Source organism: Suilimivivens aceti (assembly GCF_025567405.1).
Lineage (GTDB): Bacteria > Bacillota > Clostridia > Lachnospirales > Lachnospiraceae > Suilimivivens > Suilimivivens aceti.
The window spans coordinates 104,925-121,520 of the sequence record NZ_JAOQKJ010000006.1 but is presented as its reverse complement, the minus strand read 5'-3'; the positions used below and the strand labels follow the sequence as shown (position 1 = coordinate 121,520).

Genomic DNA, 16,596 nt, shown 5'->3' with positions numbered 1-16,596 from the left:
GAGGATGTAACCCTCAACCTTATTGTACATAACCTAATTGTTTCCAACACCATATTTCTTGTTGAACTTCTCGATACGTCCATCAGCTCTGGCTGCCTTCTGCTGACCAGTGTAGAATGAATGGCACTTGGAACAAACTTCAACGTGAATATCCTTCTTGGTTGATCCGGTCACAAATGTGTTTCCACAGTTGCAGGTAACGGTTGCCTGATAGTACTCAGGATGAATTCCTTCTTTCATGTTTTCACCTCTCTATTTATTAACTATATTACAATTAACGTTCTCATGTTTTTCCCGAAACAGCTTTTTAATTGTAACACAGGTTAATATACTATGCAAGTCCTTTTTCTCAGATCCACTTCATTTTTTTGACCATATTGACAAATTCATTATTATTCCTTGTCTTGGCAAAAAGATCCAGGATCCTGTCTACAGCCTCTTCCGGCTTCAGACCATTTAATGCCTTACGGATAATATTGATCGCTTCCAGTTCATCCGGTGAGAGAAGAAGGTCTTCTCTTCTGGTTCCGGACTTCGGAATATCAATAGCGGGGAATACTCTTTTCTCAGACAGCTTTCTGTCAAGCACCAGCTCCATATTACCGGTTCCCTTGAATTCCTCGTATACTACATCATCCATTTTGCTTCCGGTATCTACCAGCGCGGTTGCAAGAATAGTGAGGGATCCGCCCTCTCTCATATTTCTCGCCGCACCGAAGAATCTCTTTGGCATATGCAAAGCTGCCGGATCAAGACCACCTGACAGGGTACGTCCACTCGGGGGTACTGTCTGATTATACGCACGTGTCAGTCTGGTAATACTGTCGATCAGGATAATAACGTCCTTCTGATGCTCTACCAGCCTCTTACCTCTCTCGATCACCATTTCTGATACACGCTTGTGATGCTCAGGCAGCTCATCAAAGGTTGAATAGATGACCTCGACATTTGGTCCCTCGATAGCCTCCTTGATATCTGTTACTTCCTCAGGTCTTTCATCGATCAGCAGAATGATCAGATGCACCTCCGGATTATTTTTCTTAACAGATTTGGCTACTTCCTTTAACAGGGTTGTCTTACCTGCCTTCGGAGGGGATACGATCATGCCACGCTGTCCCTTACCAACCGGGCTGATCAGATCCATGATCCTCATTGCCACACTGGCTCCCGGCTTCTCAAGGTGCAGTCTCTCATTTGGGAATATAGGCGTCATATCTTCGAAATTGCGTCTCTTTGCTGCCTCTTCCGGTGTATAACCGTTAATACTCTTTACATATAACAGAGCTGCAAACTTCTCTCCCTGTGTCTTAACTCTGGTATTACCCTCCAGGATATCACCCGTTTTAAGGCCAAACCGTCTGATCTGACTGGGAGCCACATAAACGTCCCTTTCACCCGGAAGATAATTATCACTTCTGATAAATCCATATCCATCCGGCATTACCTCAAGGATACCATTGACAGCGATCCCACTGTCAAGCTCAGCCGGGAACTTTTCCTCATCGTCTGTCTTATTCTCGTCTGTCTTATTCTCGCTCTCTTCCCTTGCTTCCTGACGATAGCTGCTTTCTCTCAGTTCCTTCTTTTCTGCACTTCTGGCATACATACCCTTACCAGATGTCTTGTCCTTCTCATCCTCGGCAAGCATCAGCTCAATAATCTCGCTCTTTTTCATGGTTGATGTACCCTTTAAGCCCCTTGCCTTTGCAATCGCCTTCAGATCCACAAGCGCAAGAGATTCATATTTTTCTCTCATAAATTCCTCCATTCACTTTTTCTTACAGTCCTGTTGTTTCATTGTCTCTGTGCTTTTTCATACACCTGATCGTGAATAAACCGTTTCTCAAACCTTCACTATCATCTTCTTCAATGGGATTTAAATCTCGACTTGTCATTTGAAATGTCTCTAAATGAACTCTATGGGGATATTATACAACACATTTCCAAAAAGGAAAAGCACTTTTTTATAAAAATAATACAAAAAATACAGCCGGCATGCATGCACTGCTGCCAGCTGTTTCTTTATCAGTTACATCCACTTATACGTTGATCTCTGCTTTCACTCCAAGAAGGTCTTTATTTTCTTCCAGGATCGGTCTGATCACCTTTGAAAGGAAATTATCAACCTGCTCTCTGGATCTTCCAATATATCTGGATGGTTCCATGGATTTCTGCAGATCCTCCAGGGATAACGGGAAAGCCGGGTCTGCTGCGATCAGCTCAAGAAGATTATTATCCTTGCCTTCCACCTTTACAGTCCTTCCTGCCTCCATGGAAAGCTCACGGATCTTCTCATGCAGCTCCTGTCTGTTGCCGCCAAGCTTTACTGCATCCATCATGATATTCTCTGTGGCCATGAAAGGCAGCTCACTCATCAGGTGCTTCTCTATTACCTTCGGATAAACCACAAGACCATCCACTACATTCAGGCACAGATCCAAAATACCATCAATAGCCAGGAACCCTTCAGGGATAGAAAGACGCTTGTTTGCAGAATCATCCAGTGTTCTCTCAAACCACTGTGTGGCAGAGGTGATCGCCGGATTCAGGGCATCGATCATCACATAGCGGGAAAGAGATGCAATTCTCTCACTCCGCATGGGATTTCTCTTGTATGCCATGGCAGAAGATCCGATCTGGGTCTTCTCAAAAGGCTCCTCCACTTCCTTCAGATGCTGGAGAAGTCTGATATCATTACTCATCTTGTGGGCACTTGCTGCGATACCGGCCAGTACATTGGCTACCCTGGTATCCACCTTACGGGAATAGGTCTGTCCGGATACCGGATAGCATTCCTTAAATTCCATTTTAGCTGCGATCATAGGATCGATCTTATCAATCGTTTCCTGGTCCCCGTCAAACAGTTCAAGGAAAGAAGCCTGTGTACCTGTCGTTCCCTTGGATCCAAGCAGCTTCATACCGGACAGCACATGCTCAAGATCCTCCAGATCCAGGCAGAATTCCTGCATCCAGAGTGTTGCCCTTTTTCCTACAGTAGTAGGCTGTGCCGGCTGAAAATGGGTAAAGGCAAGGGTCGGCTGAGCCTTGTATTTATCAGCGAAGGCTGAAAGCTCCGAGAGAACATTGACCAGCTTTTTCTTTACTAATTTCAGTGCCTCTGTCATCACGATAATATCGGTATTATCACCTACATAGCAGCTTGTAGCACCAAGATGGATAATACCGGCTGCCTTCGGGCACTGCTGTCCATAGGCATATACATGACTCATGACATCATGACGGACTACCTTTTCCCTGGCTTTCGCCACATCATAGTTGATATCTTCCGCATGAGCCTTCAGCTCATCGATCTGCTCCTGTGAGATAACAGGTTTCCCATTCTGGGATAATCCCAGCTCCATCTCTGTCTCTGCAAGTGCGATCCAGAGCTTTCTCCACGTCCGGAACTTCATGTCCGGAGAAAAGATATATTGCATTTCCTTACTGGCATAGCGCTCCGATAACGGGCTTACATATCTGTCAGTTTCCATAAGTCCTCCCTCTAATGATCAAATTCTCCCCGGATATCATCTTCCGGTGGATCAAGTGGATATTTTCCAGTGAAGCAGCCACTGCAGATTTCTCTTCCTTCTACGATCTGCGACAGTCTCTCTTCCTTCAGATAGCCAAGCGAGTCAGCTCCGATTATCTTACAGATCTCATCCACAGAACGGTTATATGCGATCAGCTGATCCCTCGCCGGTATATCCGTACCAAAATAACAGGGCCATAAGAAGGGAGGAGAGCTTACCCTCATATGCACTTCCTTTGCTCCTGCTTCCCGCAGCATACGGACAATACGGTCAGAAGTGGTTCCTCTTACGATGGAATCATCAATCATGATGACACGCCTGCCTTCCACTGCATCCCGCAGTGCGTTCAGCTTGACCTGTACACTGCTCTCTCTGTTTTTCTGTCCGGGCTTGATAAAGGTTCTTCCTACATAGCTGTTCTTCACAAATGCCTGTCCATAGGGGATCCCTGACTCCATGGCATAACCAAGAGCCGCACAGTTTCCGGACTCCGGTACACCGACTACAAGGTCTGCGTCTACCGGTGAATCTATGGCAAGATATCTTCCTGCCAGGATTCTGGAATTATAAACACTCATGCCGTCCACAAAGCTGTCCGGACGGGCAAAATAAATATACTCAAATACACATCTGGCATGCTGCTCCTTCGGAATACACATGCTCTTGTCGGATTCAATCCCCTTTTCCGGAGAAATGGTTACAATCTCTCCCGGCTCCACATCACGGACAAAGGTTGCTCCGATGGTATCAAGGGCACAGGTCTCGGATGCCAGCACATAGGAATTATCTCTCTTACCGATACAAAGCGGCCTGAAGCCAAAAGGATCTCTTGCACCGATCAGCTTACGGGGAGACATAATGATCAGGGAGTAGGCTCCCTTGATCTTCTTCATGGCACGTCCTACCGCTTCCTCGACCGTTTTGGAATTCAGCCGCTCCCTTGCAATAAAATAAGCGATCACCTCTGAATCGATAGTCGTCTGGAAGATAGCTCCTGTATATTCCAGTTCTTTTCTCAGCTCCGGAGCATTGATCAGATTTCCATTGTGGGCAAGTGCCAGTGTACCCTTCACATAATTTAATACCAGAGGCTGAGCATTTTCTCTGGTAGAGCTGCCTGCTGTAGAATATCTGACATGTCCGACACCAATATCCCCTTTCAGCTTCTTAAGGATCTCCGTGGTAAATGCCTCATTGACAAGTCCCATGTCCTTGGAGCTGAGTACCTTTCCCTTGGGTCCACTGGTATCACTGACTGCGATACCGCAGCTTTCCTGTCCTCTGTGCTGAAGCGCAAGTAAACCGTAATAAATGGTGGAGGCTACATCCCCTCCATCAAAATCATAGATGCCAAATACGCCACATTCCTCTTTAATCATTTCCATACCTCTGTATCTGTTTATGCAAGTCCAAGACGCTTAAATACTTCGTTATAAGCCTCTTCTACATTGCCAAGATCTCTTCTGAAGCGATCCTTATCCAGCTTTTCATTGGTATTTACATCCCACAGACGGCAGGTATCCGGAGATACTTCATCTGCAAGCAGGATCTGACCATGGAAACGTCCAAATTCGATCTTGAAGTCGATCAGCTTGATATCCGCCTGAAGGAAATATGCCTTTAATACTTCATTTACCTTAAATGCATACTTCTTGATGGTATCGATCTCTTCCCAGGTAGCAAGTCCCAGTGCAACCGCAAAATAGCTGTTGATCAGAGGATCACCCAGCTCGTCATTTTTATAGCTGAATTCAATGGTGGGCTCTGCAAAAGGTGTTCCTTCCGGTACACCAAGCCTCTTGGAAAAGCTGCCTGCTGCCACATTTCTGATGATAACCTCAAGTGGCACGATCTGCACCTTTTTAACTGCAGTTTCTCTGTCACTTAATTCTTCGATCAGATGTGTCGGTACTCCCTCTTTCTCCAGAAGCTTGAAAACATGATTGGTCATACGGTTATTGATAGCACCCTTTCCTACGATCGTGCCCTTCTTTTCCCCGTTGAAAGCAGTTGCATCATCCTTGTAATCTACGATAACAACATCAGGATCCTCTGTTGCAAATACCTTCTTTGCTTTTCCTTCGTAAAGCTGTTCCATTTTTTTCATTTTGGTTTCCTTGCCTTTCGTAAAGTTTTAGTAAATAACCTCTATTGTGGAGTATATACTACCTCCTGTCATAAATCAACACGTCTTATGACTGAAACTTTCCAATAAATTCCCTGACACGTTCATTTTCACAGTGGAAAATCTCCTCCGGTGTTCCTTCTGCCTGTATGATCCCCTGCTCCATAAAAATGATCCTGTCCGACAGCTCCCTTGCAAACTGCATCTCGTGAGTGACGATAATCATAGTCATATGTTCCCTTGCCAGTTCCTTGATAACCTTTAACACCTCCCCGGTCAGCTCCGGATCGAGTGCAGAAGTTGGCTCATCAAAAAACAGGATCTTCGGCTGCAGCGCCAGTGCCCTTGCGATCGATACCCTCTGCTGCTGGCCCCCGGAAAGCTGGCACGGATAAGCATCCGCCTTATCAGAAAGGCCAAGCTGTGCAAGAAGCTTTTCCGCCCTCTCTTCTGCTTCCTTCTTTGGAACCTTATCCACCACAACAGGCGCATCTGTGATATTTTTCATGACACTGTAATGGGGAAAGAGGTTAAAGTTCTGGAACACCAGTCCAAAATTCTTATGAATCTCCTTCAGCTTTGCCTTTGGTGCATAAATGCATCTGCCATTTTCCTCATATGCCGCTTTTTCAGAAAGATAGGAAAGTGTCCCTCCATCCATGGTCTCCAGCATCGTTGCACACCGGAGCAGTGTTGACTTGCCGGAGCCAGAAGGTCCTATGATGGAGACCACCTCTCCTTCTCTGACAGAAAGAGAAATATCCTTCAGGATCTCCACCCCGTCAAAGCTTTTTTTCATATGCTCTATCTGCAGCAGAATCTTGCCTTCTTCGCTCATTGTCTTCCTCCATCTCTTACTTATAGTAATTCAGACTCTTCTCGATCCGTTCCATCACCGTTGCCACGATCAGGTTGAACAGATAATAAAACACGCCTGCGATCATGAGCGGCATGATACTTGTCTCCTTGGCTGCGATCTGCTTTGCCATGGTAAACATTTCTGCCTGAGCCAGCACAAAGGCAAGTGAAGTATCCTTTACAAGCGTGATCGTTTCATTCGTTACCGGTGGCAGGATCCTCTTGATCACCTGTGGAAGAATGATCCTTACAAAGGTCTGGATCCTGCTGTAGCCAAGAACTCTGGCCGCTTCATATTGTCCAACCGGCATGGATTCAATGCCTGCCCTGTATATCTCTGCAAAATATGCCGCATAATTCAGCGCAAATGCTATGATGATAGCCGGGAATCTGTAATTGCCGACCTTCAGGTGAAACACATAAAAGGGGGCAAAATACACCACGATGAGCTGGAGCATAAGCGGTGTTCCCCTCAGCACAGAAATATAGATCTTACTGATCATCCGGATAATGCCATTCTTTGACATCCGTCCAAAGGCTACCAGTAAACCAAGAGGCAAAGAAAAAAGAAGCGTCAGAAAAAAGATTTCTGCCGTCACTCCCATGCCTTTCATAAGCTGTAACAATATGATCGATAATGTCATGTATACCCTCACATTCTGCCTGTTTCTGACAGTGGGAGAGATGATACTGTCATCTCTCCCGTCTTATCCAGTGCAACTTTTTTTATTTACCAAGACATACGCTGTCTGATAAGCCATACTTTTCTGCAATCTTTCCAAAGGTACCGTCATCTGCCATTTCAAGCAGTGTCTTTTCTACCTGATCCTTCAGTTCCACATTGCCAAGCTTAAAGCCTATTCCATACTGTTCGCTTGCCAGATTCTCGGAAAGCTTGACAAAGCCCTCTCCCCTGGATGCGATCTGATAATCAGCAACGCCCACATCGATTGCAAGTGCATCAATTGCACCCTGCTCCAGATCCATGAATGCTGTATTATAATCAGAATACTGTGTCAGATTACCAAAGGTTGCCGCAAGATCAGCTGCATCACCCTCGAGAGCTGCCAGTGCGGAGGAATCCTTCTGCACACCCACATTCTTGCCTGCAAGATCATCAAAGACTGTAATACCGGAATCAGCGGCTACTACAAATACCTGACTGTTATCTACATAGGGAACACTGAATGTATAAGCATCTTCACGTCCGTTCATGGTAAAGCCATTCCAGATACAGTCAATAGCTCCTGAGGATAATTCCATATCCTTGGAATCCCAGTCAATAGGCTGCTTTACAAGCTCCCAGCCGTTCCTGTCACATACCTCCTGTGCCAGCTCCAGATCAAATCCGGTGTACTCTCCACTTTCATCCATATAGCCGTAGGGTGGAAATTCTGCATCAAATCCAACAGTAAAGGTTGTTCTCTCTGCAGTATCCTCCGATGCCGCATCAGCTGTACCGGCTGTCTCTTCGTCAGCAGCTTCTGTTTCTGTTTCCTGTGTTGTTTCCTGTACTGACGCATCTGTTGTTTCTGCGCTCTGTCCGCATCCGACCAGCATGCTTACCGTAAATGCGGCTGTTACTGCCATTGCCAATAATTTTTTCATAATGTTCTCCTCTTCCAGTTTAGTGATTTATTAGTTTATTAGACTAAAGTATTTGTTCGATAATCACTCTATCATGCAGGAGTAGATTCGTCAAGAAAAATCCTTTTCGTATTCATCCACGGTATCCATGATCTCCCTTGCATATCTTGGGTATTTCTTTGCCAGATCCTTGATCTCATCCTGTGCCTTTCCGGCAACCACTTCTTTATTATAATCCATTCTCCGGCGCAGGGACTGCCGTCTGATGATCAGGCTGTGGCGGATCTCCACCATTTCCTTTTTGTCAAGAAGTCCTCTGGTCTGATGGATCCAGATCATGGGATCCTGTATCTGAAATCTTCTCAGCTCATGGATCAGATCCTTCTGACATTCATCCAGATCCTTCTCTGCACTGTAATAGCGCTCCCTCTCTTCTCTTTCCTGCTGATAATCCTGATAATCCTTCTGCAGCTCCCTGGCACTGCTGACCTGATATTTCATATAAAGATAATCCAGCAGGTGCGTATTGTTCACGTACCGGATCTTTACTGTATTCTGAAGTCTTATGATCCTTCCGATCCCGTTTTCCACTCTGGAAAGTTCCTCGGAAGCATTGTTGTACTTGAGAAAAACTGCTGTGATCGCTGCCGCCCCGAGTGCTGCCGCTGCCACATAGCCGATCCCTGTATTCATGGAAAAGCCATACTGCAGGATCAGCAGTACCAAAATACAGATGATCACAGCTATGGTACAGATAATGGCCATGCTTCTGGAATCCTCCAGAATGTGCTGCAGCTCTGCCTTTCTGTACTGGTAGGCCTGCTTTTCTCCATCCAGTCTTTTCAGATCCCTTTTGATCAGTTCCTGATATTCTTCTGCTTTCAGAAGCTTCTCACAGCCCTCCTGGACTTCGTCCTCCATCCGCTCCATCTGACGGTATTTTGCCTCATCCAGCTTCCGTTCTCTTCTGGCATAGTCTGACTGCTTATCGGAAAGCTCCTCGATCCTTCGGGCATAGCTCTGCAGAAGAAGCATCTCTTCCTCCGGCAGTGATTCGATCTCCTCCATGTCCTTCAGATAGGAGGTGACCATGTTATACTCGTGCTTCAGGTTTTCCAGCTCTGTAGATGCCTCTGCGATCTGTTCGAGACACCCTTTGATATAATCCTCTCTCTGCTGCTTATCGTTGATCTGAAGATCATCCCGGTCGTAGACGATCTCATTCCAGTCATCGATCTCATACATGGGGTCTTCCTGGTTCTTTCTCCAGGGAAATATCTTATCAAAAAAGCTCATATACTCTCCTTGTCTACTGTGCCACGCTTGCCCGGTAATCATCCTTAAGCCTTGCTATGATCTTGTCGATCTCTTCATAATAGGAGCCTGTGTTTCCCTCATCCCTGTAGATCTTCAGTGCTGACAGCATACGGTTTTCCCTTGTTGCCTCAAACTGTCCTCTTGCCATCTCATAGAGCTTTTCCACCTTCATGGACAATTCATAATATTCTCTATGGTCTGCAATAAAGGAAACATAATCTGCCTCTGTCAGTTGCTCACGCAGTGCTTCCAGATACTGGATCCCGGACTCCTCCCTCAAAGAAAGCTCATATGCCTTCTTCAGATAAGAGGCTCCACTTTCAAACCGGAACAGTCTGCAGCAGGCCACGCCAAGATTATGATACACCGATGGGATCAGCTCCTTTTCAGCCTCCGGCAGAATGGAAAGCAGCTTTTCATATTCATGCACTGCCAGCTGGTACCTTCCATTTTTCATCAGATAATCTCCCTGGCGTTTCTGCTTCTCATACTGATCAAGTCCTGCGCTTCCCTTTAATACCTCATCGATCCGTTCCTTATCTTCCCTGCTGCAGTAACCAGTATAATCCAGGATCGTATCCACGAATACACCCGGCTGGCACCCGCGCTGGAAAAGCTGCAGCAGCTGATGGGAAAGCTCCTTCAGCTCACATTCTTCATACAGCCACTGTACCAGCTGCTTATCCATGATCCCCGCATCTATCATAAAAGGGTTGCTGGCCAGCAGATAGCAAAGCTCCTCCACACAGTATACATTCATACCTGCATGTTCAAAATAATATGGTTTTTCTGCATATTTACCTGTGCATAATAATACGTTCTCCATGAACCTGCTCCCTTTCCCTCAGACGGTAATAGTCTTGCGCCAGCCCTTGCCGCTGGATGGAAAAAATTCTCCAAATCCCATATCTTCTATGGTTGCTGTTACCTGATTTACAGATTCCATTTCCACATGGATCTTCAGTCTGGTGGTACAAGGTGGTCTCTCCGGCAGTCCTTCCAGTTCGATCTTTTTATCTGTGATATTTTCACCTGTCAGTGGTGTGATATGAAAGAAAAGACTGTTTCCTTTCCTCAGGATCACTTCAAAATCTGCGGCTGCCTCATACCAGTTCTGTCCGGCATCCAGAATGGCAAAGTAAGAATCCTCCCCTCTTCTCTCCACCTTCATGCCTACATTGGATTTCAGCTTATCTGCCCCGAGATATACATACTTTTTTCCTTCCCCACTTGGGCTTACCCTCTCAATGGCTCCATAGCAGGCGCCTTTACTGTACAGGTTATTTCCCTGAAATACTCTTCTGTTCCTGCAGAGATACCGCAGGGACTCCCTTGCCCAGCCTTCTTTGAATCCGTCACCCAGAAGATATACCGTAGAGAATATGCTGCCCTCCATCTCCGCTTCTACTATCTGCAGAAATTTTTCATCCAGTTCCTTCTCCTGCTGCTCCCGTTCTTCCTCTGCCTCCGGTGACTCTCCCCTGACAAAGGTAACCCTCTCCATATCCGGATATATATTGCTGTTGATCAGCACCACCTGTGGTGTTGTCATAGGATTGCATTCAAGACAGATGCTTTTCATCTCTCTGCTGTAATCAAAGATCATGACCTGGTTCTGCCACAGCTCCTTTGGCTGATACAGCATATAATAATAGAAGCTTTCCGCCCTGCTCTGAAACAGGACTTTTTTCGTCTGCAGGGAGAGTCCTGCCACTACCTTGGAAAGAACATCGACCATCTCCGGTGTCAGTTCCTCTACCGTAAACATCATCACTTCGATCTGGCTTAAAGAAACATGAAGAGAGAGCAGGGAAAGACTACGTTTGACATACAGTGTCAGCAGGGCTGCCGGATCGTAGCTTTCTGTTTCCACGACTACCTCTTCTCCCCTTTTAGCAAGCTCCACCAGATCCCCTACCAGAATGCCATCTTCCTCTCTTTCGTATTTCAGTGCCTCCTTACCATAAAACCACTGGTTTACCCCTCTCCGTTTGCAGAGTACAGTAGGAATATTGTACTGTTCTGTGCCTGCCACACTGGATACCGTTTCCACCCTCTGTTCCTCCAGTGTGCAGTAGCTGATCTGGGAAGCCACACTGCCAAGATCATATCCGACTGCTATTTTTTTACCGTTTTTCTTTTCTGTCTGTTCCTTTACCCCTGCGAACATGACTTTTCTCCTTTATACAATATGGAAGAGCTTTTCTACCATAAATTCCCTCTCAAAATATTCATGGAGCAGATCTCCCATGGTATTTTCATCGTTCAGGGCTCTGCCTATGGCAATATCATTGATCAGACTGTATTTGCTTTCCTTCTGTTCCCTGTCTGTATCACTACGGCTTAAGGTACCACTCTCTGTCAGGTGCTCCTTATCCTCTTCCGTTTCTGTAATGTAATACTGCAGCTTCTCTCCAAAGAACAGAATAAACTGTTTCACGCAGATACCGCCAAACATTTCCTTCATTTCCTGCATGACATATTCTCCATCGCTTCCCTCCAGAAGGTAATGGATCACTGCCCTGCCGCCATTTTCCAGCCTGTAACGGATCATGGTCTTATCTGCAAACTGCCTCATAAAAGAGATCTTATCCGCATACTCCTTATAATATGGGAACAGCAGATCTGCAGCGATCAGCTCCCGCAGGTAAGGGATCAGATTCTCTATCACATGCTTATCCAGAAGCTCCTTGTTTTCGGCATAATAACGGGTATAAGCCAGCTTGCATACAAGAGGCACCTCCTCCCGCCTGTCTATGATCTTCTGCAGCTCCTTCATCAGATAATCATCTGTGATCTTATCATCCACAAAATAGTCATAACAGCTCTGTGCAAGGAATGCCATCTCCACATCCGTCCCTGCTCCACCTGCTACATAATACCGGAATATCTCCGTCTTTTCACTGATATAAGCTCCTGTGTAAAGAAGCTGGATCAGTATCCTTTCACTGATCGCATAGGCATCCACACCAAAAGCTGTAGCTGCCTTGTAAACATCTCTCATGTTTCTGACACAGCCATTATAGTAACTGTTCAGATATTTCAGCAGATTTTCATCATATTTTCCACTCTGGAATGCCAGATAGACGAGAGCTGTCAACACAGGATCCGGATCAGCCAGTTCCATCTGGATCAGTCTGCTGCAGAGTCTCATCAGATTTTTGGCATCGATCCCTTCTCCACCTCTCTTACGGATCCATTCATAAGCCTTTTCATACATACCACGCATGATAAGGAAGCTGAGAATCTCTGCATAACAGGAATTATCTGCCATTTCATAGGTTATTTCAGAAAGGAAGCTGTCAAGCTCCTGCATTTTATCTTTTTCATAGAAATACCGTATCAGATTCATACGGATATCCCGCCGCATATTATCTTCCAGAACCCTGTAGCCGCATACACGCATCATGAGCTGCACATTCTCTTCATTGATCACAGCCAGTACGCGTCCTCTTTCACACATCCAGATATCAAGGTTCACATCATCTGTGATATAAACTGCTGCCATTCTGGCAAGCTTGTCCGGGATCAGCATTCTTTCCAGTTCATAATCTTCTTCCCGGCAGTATCGACAGCCACCGCTATCCTCCAGGAAGATACGACAGTCACTTCCATAAACCGGCAGATAAACTTCCCTGCCACCTGCCTTAAACGCCACCTCGCCCTTCTGCTTCTCATATACGATGACAACCCGATGGATATCCGCTCTTCTGATCTGAAGTCTGTGAATAAAGACTGCCTCAGCCAGCCCCCCTGCCGTTTCTTCTGTAATCATGCTTTCTGTCACGATATTCCGGTACAGATAGGAAAGCCATTTGTTATTCTTTCCTTTCATCATCTGAAAGACCACAAAGCGCTCTATCTGCTCCTTGTAGTTCTCATAAATCTCCGGATAGGTTTCTTTGTTTTTATGTACATAAGCATACAGAAACGCATTGTGCAGATTGTCAAGACTGCTGTCAAAGGCAAAATACATCAGTACGATCTTTGGCAATACCGTCCTGTCAGAAAGCTTTACCGACATCATATAATACTCATACAGTCTGGTGATTCTAAGCTGCTTCTCAATCCCCTTTGCATACCATTCAAAGGCTTCCTCATCCATTTTACAGCCCTTGATCAGAAGTGTGCAGACCGCACGCAGTGGTTCATCTGAAGGTACAAGCTCACAGCACTTCTTCAGAAGCTGATATACCTGTTCCTGATATTGTTTTTCCTTAAAGGACAGAAATACGATCTGCTCAGCAATCTGCGGATTCAGCAGCCCTTTCTTCAGCGCATAGGTCAGTACCTGCAGTTCAAAGCCACTCAGCTTCATCAGAAGCGTAGGTGACGCATTCATCAGATTATATGCTTCTATGTAAAGCACCGGACTGATACAGCCCAATTTATACTGATCCTCCAGTACCATCCATTTGGCAGACGGGCTCTTGCCATATTCCTCTGAAAGATATAAAAGCAGCCAGGCGATCCGCCAGTTATCCGGATTCTGCGCATAGATCCTCTCCACCTGCAGAGCCACCTCGTCTATGTAGGACTCTTCTCTGTTGATCAGGGTGGTCAGATACAGATCGTAACAATAAAGTGCCGGATCAAAGCTCCCTGCCATGGCTTCCTCTGTTTTGGACAGAAGCCAGTTTGCTTCACTGTAACGCTCCTGGGTTACCATGAGCTGCACCTGCATCAGTCTGGAAGCATAATCCTTCTCATCTGCACTGACCAGTGTCTCCAGGATCTTTTCTGTTTCCTGCATCCAGGATGCTGCACTGATCTTTTTGGTACGAAAGGCTTCATAATACTGCATCAGACTTAAGATGGCATGTTTTTTCTGCAGCCGCAGGTTCGGTATCCTTCCTGTTCCTGACGATGTACAGACCTGTACTGTGACTGCCAGATCTGTATAGGCATTCTTCAGATGGATGATCCCATAATTTCTGCCTCCGTGAAGCCTGTCCTCAGCCAGGTAAAAGGGTAATCTGTAACAATTCCCAAGGAAGTCTTCCTCTCTGATATAATCCTTTTCCAGTACCAGGAAATCCCCCTCTGCTGTCACGGAAAGGTCGCTGCAGCCCCAGCCATTCCGATTGATCACTACTTTGTATTCTGTATTTTCTTTCGGTGAATCGATACGGATTTCAGGCTCTTCCAAAAGAAACTGAACCTTCTGTTTCTTCTTGATTGCAAGCAGAAATTCCTCTACATTCTGTTCTCTTCTTTCTCCTGCACAAAGACCTCTGTATATGGTGTAATACTGTCTGTCCACTCCCTGAAAGATCGCTTTGAACTGTGCAGAATAAAAGAGCCTGACAGCTTCCTCAAAATTAGTTTTAGCCAGATTGGTAAAATGAAACAGATTCCGGATCGTGCCAAGACTGGATTCCATATAGACTGGCACAATATTAACTTCATAAGGGATCGTATACTCTCCCTGATTGGAGATAATGGAAAATTCTCCCCTGATGCACTCGCCTTCTTCCAGATCTGCAGCATCAAACTGGTAACTGATCTCTTCCTCATAACCGGTAAAATTCTCTGTCAGGCATTTCATCCTGAGTCTCGAGGATGACACCCTGCCCTCAGTAAGCTGATTCTTTGGTCCATATATGGTAAAGGAGCCTTCGCTGATCTCTCCGCTATGCACCGACAATTCAATTCTCGGCGTGGAAAAATCCAGAAAACGGTTTTCTTTATTAAATTCACCTGCCAATATCCTGTCAACTGCACTCAGCACCTTTGTAGCTCCTTTTCCTTATCCGCCAGAAGACAGACAGTCCTTCCGCCCTGAAAAAAATCCGGGCACAGGGCTGCTGCCTAAAGGCAAAAATGTCCATGATTAATTAATAGTATACCATTAGAAAGCACTCTTCTGCAATGGCAAAACACTCCTATGGTTCTGCAATTCTGGTAACTCCGACATAGATATTTGAAATACTGTACCAGGTTGGATAATCTGTCACACCAGTCTGCTCCAGATTGAAAATTTTCTGAAATGCCCTAACTGCCTTTGCTGTTTCCGGTCCATAGACCCCATCTGCAGCAATTATCGGAATTGCAGGATAGTTCTGTGCGATCCTGTTAAGCTGATTCTGAAGCTGACGCACCTTTTCACCGGATGAGCCTATTGACAGAGCATAGCCCGGATAGGAGGACGGCACGCCAGAAATACTCTCTGCCGTATTGATATACATATCATTTCCATAATAATAACGAAGGATCTCAATAGGCGTATAGCCTTCCCCTGCCAGATACTGTGATCCCCACTGGCTTAAGCCATTGCAGGTCACTCTCCTTCCATCACAGTAAGAAGTAAAGATTGGCTGCCTCACACCCGGTCTTGACAGATAATTGGCAAAAATACTGTCTATGATCCTGTCTATGTTGGAATAAATATTTCTGCCATAGATCCAGTTCTGATCATAGGCCGTAGAAGAAGTAATGGTAAAAGGATAACCCTTTCCTCTGTACCACTCCGTATAGACCCGGTTTAAAGTAAATGACATGATTGCCAGCGCATTGGCATAAATGGCATTTTCTTCCCAGGTGGCATACACTTCGGAGGAAACCACGTTTTTGATATAATCCCTGTATTTCACATAATAGTTCTGTGCACTGGCATCATCCGGCACACCATCATGTACCACAATATATTCTGGAATCACGACCCTGCTTAAAACAATCTCTCCCGTTTCCTCTATCGGCTTGATCTCAGCCTCCGGAATCTTTGGCGGATAATCTCCATAGAGGGTATGATCAGGAATAATCACACTTTCCATATCCCCTTCTGCTGTTTCCAGTGGCTTTAAAGAAACCGGCTGCAGTGCCAGGGTGTCAGGCAGGATCTCTGTTCCTGAAACCATGGCAGACTCATACCCGGGAGCCTCCACAAGAACTGTATATTCACTGTATGGTCTCTGCTCAGAGGGTTCAACACTGTAGTCCAGCGGCGGTGCTGCAAGCTCTACCCGTTCTGTCTGTCCGGAGGAATCCGTACTCAGCTTTTCTATCGGAGCATTTGGCTCTCCTGAATATGATATGGTAACGGCAGCATCCTTCACCGGGATCAGTCCAAGGGAAGACGTGACATTGATCTGCAGCCTTCCCCGGGCACTCCCTGTCTGTAAACTTTCCTCAGGCATAAAAATACCCCTGCATAGTCTTTCTTTATTCTATGCAGGG

The 16,596-nt window shown here is 45.8% G+C and carries 13 protein-coding genes; all 13 read right to left on the bottom strand.

The genetic code is table 11. The features are described from left to right. Nucleotides 1-33: 33 nt before the first annotated feature. The 13 genes from rpmE to OCV77_RS08465 all read right to left on the bottom strand — a co-directional run bounded on the left by rpmE (nucleotide 34) and on the right by OCV77_RS08465 (nucleotide 16,556). On the bottom strand, nucleotides 34-240 hold the full coding sequence (gene rpmE / locus OCV77_RS08525) for a 50S ribosomal protein L31 (RefSeq protein WP_118798151.1): 207 nt from the start codon (nucleotides 238-240) through the stop codon (nucleotides 34-36). Nucleotides 241-349: 109 nt separating this feature from the next. Next, nucleotides 350-1,756 (bottom strand): transcription termination factor Rho, encoded by a 1,407-nt coding sequence (gene rho / locus OCV77_RS08520; protein ID WP_262574620.1) that lies wholly within the window; start codon nucleotides 1,754-1,756, stop codon nucleotides 350-352. Nucleotides 1,757-2,039: 283 nt separating this feature from the next. After that, complete coding sequence (gene purB, locus OCV77_RS08515; protein ID WP_262574619.1) at nucleotides 2,040-3,491, bottom strand: adenylosuccinate lyase; 1,452 nt, start codon at nucleotides 3,489-3,491, stop codon at nucleotides 2,040-2,042. An 11-nt stretch (nucleotides 3,492-3,502) separates the two neighbouring features. Next, nucleotides 3,503-4,918 carry an amidophosphoribosyltransferase gene (gene purF / locus OCV77_RS08510; RefSeq protein WP_416910428.1) on the bottom strand — a complete coding sequence of 472 codons (1,416 nt, stop codon included), beginning with the start codon at nucleotides 4,916-4,918 and terminating at the stop codon, nucleotides 3,503-3,505. Between the two features lie 14 nt (nucleotides 4,919-4,932). After that, nucleotides 4,933-5,640 (bottom strand): phosphoribosylaminoimidazolesuccinocarboxamide synthase, encoded by a 708-nt coding sequence (gene purC, locus OCV77_RS08505; protein ID WP_118798147.1) that lies wholly within the window; start codon nucleotides 5,638-5,640, stop codon nucleotides 4,933-4,935. An 85-nt stretch (nucleotides 5,641-5,725) separates the two neighbouring features. Beyond that, complete coding sequence (locus OCV77_RS08500) at nucleotides 5,726-6,496, bottom strand: amino acid ABC transporter ATP-binding protein (protein ID WP_262574616.1); 771 nt, start codon at nucleotides 6,494-6,496, stop codon at nucleotides 5,726-5,728. 16 nt (nucleotides 6,497-6,512) lie between these two features. Continuing rightward, nucleotides 6,513-7,160, bottom strand: coding sequence for an amino acid ABC transporter permease (locus OCV77_RS08495; protein WP_262574615.1), 648 nt, complete (start codon nucleotides 7,158-7,160; stop codon nucleotides 6,513-6,515). Between the two features lie 82 nt (nucleotides 7,161-7,242). Further along, nucleotides 7,243-8,124: an amino acid ABC transporter substrate-binding protein gene (locus tag OCV77_RS08490; protein WP_262574614.1), complete on the bottom strand. Its 882-nt coding sequence runs from the start codon at nucleotides 8,122-8,124 to the stop codon at nucleotides 7,243-7,245. Nucleotides 8,125-8,214: 90 nt separating this feature from the next. Continuing rightward, a complete protein-coding gene (locus tag OCV77_RS08485) occupies nucleotides 8,215-9,399 on the bottom strand; it encodes a hypothetical protein (protein ID WP_118798143.1) in 1,185 nt (394 codons plus the stop codon). A gap of 13 nt (nucleotides 9,400-9,412) precedes the next feature. Further along, the gene (locus OCV77_RS08480; RefSeq protein ID WP_262574612.1) at nucleotides 9,413-10,246 is read right to left on the bottom strand and encodes a tetratricopeptide repeat protein; all 834 of its coding nucleotides are present in this window, start codon (nucleotides 10,244-10,246) and stop codon (nucleotides 9,413-9,415) included. Nucleotides 10,247-10,264: 18 nt separating this feature from the next. Then, the gene (locus OCV77_RS08475) at nucleotides 10,265-11,590 is read right to left on the bottom strand and encodes a DUF5716 family protein (protein WP_262574611.1); all 1,326 of its coding nucleotides are present in this window, start codon (nucleotides 11,588-11,590) and stop codon (nucleotides 10,265-10,267) included. Nucleotides 11,591-11,602: 12 nt separating this feature from the next. Continuing rightward, nucleotides 11,603-15,151, bottom strand: coding sequence for a DUF5717 family protein (locus OCV77_RS08470; RefSeq protein WP_262574609.1), 3,549 nt, complete (start codon nucleotides 15,149-15,151; stop codon nucleotides 11,603-11,605). A gap of 154 nt (nucleotides 15,152-15,305) precedes the next feature. After that, a complete protein-coding gene (locus tag OCV77_RS08465) occupies nucleotides 15,306-16,556 on the bottom strand; it encodes a peptidoglycan-binding protein (RefSeq protein ID WP_262574608.1) in 1,251 nt (416 codons plus the stop codon). Between the last annotated feature and the right edge of the window lie 40 nt (nucleotides 16,557-16,596).